The organism is Streptomyces sp. HSW2009 (assembly GCF_040240285.1).
Taxonomy (GTDB): domain Bacteria; phylum Actinomycetota; class Actinomycetes; order Streptomycetales; family Streptomycetaceae; genus Streptomyces.
This window is the reverse complement of record NZ_JBEHZD010000628.1, coordinates 1-4048: the sequence shown is the minus strand read 5'-3', so window position 1 is coordinate 4048 and position 4048 is coordinate 1. Positions and strand designations below refer to the sequence as shown.

Genomic DNA, 4048 nt, shown 5'->3' with positions numbered 1-4048 from the left:
GACCAGGCCGATGATCCGGCCGTCGAGGTCGTCGATCCGCTGCCGGGCCCCGCGGATGACGTGCCCCGCGGCGCCGGGTCGGGGCCCCGGGGCCGCGGCGGGCGGCGGGGGGGGGGGGCGGGGGCGGGGGCGGGGGGGGGGTGGGCGCGGGGGGGGCGGGCAGGGGTGCGGGGGGAGCCGCCCGGCCGGCAGCGGGCCCGGCGGCCCGCCCGTACCGCCCCACCGTCCACCGAGCCGCGAGTGATTGAGGTACTGACCGTGTCCACGAACTCTGCGTACTCCGCATCCGCATCCGCACTCGGTCGCCCTGACCCCGCCACCGGCGCCGCGGTCAAGGCGACCGACCGCGCGCACGTCTTCCACTCCTGGTCGGCGCAGGCCCTGATCGACCCGGCGGCCATCGCCGGCGGCCAGGGCTCGTACTTCTGGGACTACGACGGCAACCGCTACCTGGACTTCTCCTCGCAGTTGGTCAACACCAACATCGGCCACCAGCACCCCAAGGTCGTCGCCGCCATCCAGGAACAGGCCGCGAAGATGTGCACCATCGCGCCCGGCTTCGCGGTGGACGTACGGGCCGAGGCGGCCCGGCTGATCGCCGAGCGCACGCCCGGCGACCTGGACAAGATCTTCTTCACCAACGGCGGCGCGGAGGCGGTGGAGAACGCGGTCCGGATGGCCCGGGTGCACACCGGGCGGCCCAAGGTCCTCTCCGCGTACCGCTCGTACCACGGCGCCACCAACGCGGCGATCAACCTCACCGGCGACCCGCGGCGCTGGGCCTCGGACAGCGCGTCGGCCGGCGTGGTGCACTTCTGGTCGCCGTTCCTCTACCGCTCGCCGTTCCACGCCGAGACCGAGGAGCAGGAGTGCGAGCGCGCGCTGCGCCACCTCGAAGACACCATCGCCTTCGAGGGCCCGCAGACCATCGCCGCGATCATCCTGGAGTCGGTGCCGGGCCCGGCCGGCATCATGCCGCCGCCGCCCGGCTACCTGGCCGGCGTGCGGGAGATCTGCGACCGGCACGGCATCGTCTTCGTCCTGGACGAGGTGATGGCGGGCTTCGGGCGCACCGGCCGCTGGTTCGCGCTCGACCACTGGGACGCCCGCCCCGACCTGGTCACCTTCGCCAAGGGCGTCAACTCCGGCTACGTGCCGATCGGCGGCGTGGCCATCTCCGCTGAGATCGCGGCCACCTTCGACGAGCGGCCCTACCCGGGCGGCCTGACCTATTCCGGCCACCCGCTGGCCTGCGCCTCCATCGTCGCCACGCTGCACGCGATGGCGGACGAGGGCATCGTGGAGAACGCCGCCACCATCGGCGAGCAGGTCATCGGCCCCGGCCTGCGGGAGCTGGCCGAGCGGCACCCGTCGGTCGGCGAGGTGCGCGGGCTCGGCGTGTTCTGGGCGGTCGAGCTGGTGCGCGACCGCAAGACCCGGGAGCCGCTGGTGCCGTACAACGCGAGCGGGGCGGCCAACCAGCCGATGGCCGAGTTCGCGGCGGCGGCCAAGCGGGCCGGGCTGTGGCCCGCGGTGAACATGAACCGCACCCATGTGGTGCCGCCCTGCACCATCTCCGAGTCGGAGGCCAAGGACGGCCTCGCGATCCTGGACGAGGCGCTCACGGCGGCGGACGCGCACGTCACGGGCTGACCGGCGGGCTCCGACGGCTGACCGCCGGGCTGACCGCCGGGCAGGACTCCGGGCAGAACGGGGCGCTGGACGGGCAGCACGACGGGCTGGAAGGGCAGGCTGCTGGGCAGGACGTCGGGCAGCACGACGGGCGGTGCGAGGGGCGGAACGTAACCTTCCCCACACCGGCGTACGGAGTTCTCTGCCGGACCGCCCCTCCTTGGGCCAGAGCACTGCACTCCGTGCAACACCTCCACACTCCGCGCAACGGCCCTCGCATATCGTGATGCGGGGGCCGCTCGCTTGTTCGCCGGCTCGTGCGCCGGCGGACCCCCAGGGGTGCGCGCGGCGTGGAAGGAGAACGACCCATGTCCGGCACCAGCCAGGTCAAGCGCAGCACGCTGCGGCAGCAGATAGCCGACGCGCTGCGCGACGAGGTGCTGGCCGGACGGTTGCCGGCGGGGCAGCAGTTCACGGTCAAGGAGATGGCCGATCAGTACGGGGTCTCCGCGACGCCGGTCCGCGAGGCGCTGCTCGACCTGTGCGCCCAGGGCCTGCTGGACGTGGAGGAGCACCGCGGCTACCGGGTCCACGAGTTCACCTTCGGCGACTACCGGGACATGGTCGAGGCGCGCACGCTGATCGTGGAGGGCATGTTCCGGCGCTCGGCCGAGACCGCGCTCGACGCCGCGACGCCGCAGGTCCTGGCCTCGGTACGGCGCCGCGCCGAGGCCGCCCAACGCGCCGCGCTCACCGGCGACCTGGACATCCTGATCGGCTACGACCTGCGGTTCTGGCGCGAACTGAGCGGCCTGGTGGGCAACTCGTACATCTCCGACATACTGGAGCGGGTTCGGGTGCAGAGTTGGGTGTTCAGCGTGCCGCACCTGCGCCGCCTGCCCGACCTGCGCGGCCTGCTGTGGGCCGAACACTGCGCACTGGTCGAGGCGATCACCCGGCGCGACGTCAAGGCGGCCGAGGCCATCGTGACCGCGTACAACGCGCACAGCCTGGCCCTCATCGGCTCCTTGCCGGCGCCGTCGGAGGGGCCGGGGCCGTCCGAAGGGTGAGGGCGGGGGCGCCGGCTGACGTCTGACGGAAGGCGGGGGCGGGGCGCCGGGAACGGCCGAAGGTGCGGGTGGAGGCGTCGGGGGCGGCCGAAGGGTGCGGGTGGAGGCGCCGGGAACGGCCGAAGGCGAGGCGGAGGCGTCGGGGGCGGCCGAAGGTGGGGAAGCCCTGCACATCCCGCCCGAGGGGTGTCGCCCCAAGGGTGTCGTTTCTGCACCGGCCGCCGGCGTCGCGGCTGCGCGCCCGTACCGTTCCCTGTCGACACCCTTCGCGCAGCGCTGGCCGGGTATTACGCTGGCCCGACCGCCGCCAACGAGAGTGAGTACACGTGGCATGTGACCTCTGGCTGGTTCCCCTCGTCGACGTGCTCTGCCATAGCCCGGACAACCCGTTCGCGGAGGAGATCGCCGCGTACGACCGGGCGCTCGGCGAGGCCGGGCTGCCCCCGGTGCCCGTCTTCGGCTACACCCCCGGCCTCTCCGGCGCCGTGGCCCCGATCGCCGGGTTCGACTACGACGCCCTGCACTACCTGCGCCGCGCCTATCTGCTGCGGGTCTGCGGACTTGAGGTCACCCCGGTCGGCGAACTCGGCGGTGACTACGAGCAGTTGCTGGAGATGTTCGAGACCACGGCGCAACAGTCCCACCTGGTCTGGCACTACGACCACGCCGGCGCCTACGTCCCCGTCGACTTCGCCGCCCCGCTCTCCAACGACGGCCTCCTCGAAGGCGGTGGCCCACTCGGTTCGAGCCACGGCCTGCTGCGCGAACTCCAGGAGGTCGGCCCGGCCCTGGGCATCGACCCGGCCAACCCGCCGGCCCCGCCCGCTCCGCCGGTTCGCCCCACCGACCTGGAGGAGCCCGCGGCCCCGATCCCGTACGAGGACAGCCCGTTCGCCCGCGAGCGGCACGTCTGGCTCTCCCTGTACGCCGCCGCGACCCGCAGCCTGGGTCAAGGCTCCATGATCGTCTTTAGCTGATGCCGCAGGGTTTTGTGGGGCTGCGTGCGGTCCCGTGCCTTCTCGTACGGCTTCGCCCTGGAGCATTCTCGTTCGACCTCGTGTGACCGTGTGCGTCCCTGTACGACCGCTTATGACCGGCGCAACCCCACAGGACCGCGAACGTCGCCGCACGCCCCCGCACTGCCTACGCTCCCGCGCGACCCCGTGCGCGCGTGTACGTCTGCGGATGGCGGCATACCGTCCGCCGGCCGCCGTCCGCCGCGCGCTGATCCGTGGGGGCGCCCCCGCGGGGGCCCCGCGGGGGGGGGGCGGGCCGCGCGCCCCCCCGGGCCGGGGCGGGGCCGGCGGGGGGGGGGGGGGGGGGGGGGGGGGGGGCGGCGGGGGCGG

General features: G+C 73.9%; 3 protein-coding genes. All 3 read left to right on the top strand.

Features of this window, described 5'->3' with window-relative positions; translation table 11 throughout:
• Positions 1 to 258 precede the first annotated feature (258 nt).
• The 3 genes from AAHZ94_RS29725 (at position 259) to AAHZ94_RS29715 (ending at position 3679) form a co-directional block, all read left to right on the top strand.
• Positions 259 to 1653 carry an aspartate aminotransferase family protein gene (locus AAHZ94_RS29725; RefSeq protein ID WP_349996799.1) on the top strand — a complete coding sequence of 465 codons (1395 nt, stop codon included), beginning with the start codon at positions 259 to 261 and terminating at the stop codon, positions 1651 to 1653.
• Positions 1654 to 2000: 347 nt separating this feature from the next.
• Positions 2001 to 2702: a GntR family transcriptional regulator gene (locus AAHZ94_RS29720; RefSeq protein ID WP_349996798.1), complete on the top strand. Its 702-nt coding sequence runs from the start codon at positions 2001 to 2003 to the stop codon at positions 2700 to 2702.
• Between the two features lie 326 nt (positions 2703 to 3028).
• Positions 3029 to 3679, top strand: coding sequence for a putative DNA-mimic protein (locus tag AAHZ94_RS29715; protein ID WP_349996796.1), 651 nt, complete (start codon positions 3029 to 3031; stop codon positions 3677 to 3679).
• Positions 3680 to 4048: the final 369 nt, after the last annotated feature.

Coding starts and splice junctions, on each gene's coding strand:
- AAHZ94_RS29720 (WP_349996798.1), top strand. CDS start 2,001: ATGTCCGGCACCAGCCAGGTCAAGCGCAGCACGCTGCGGCAGCAGATA.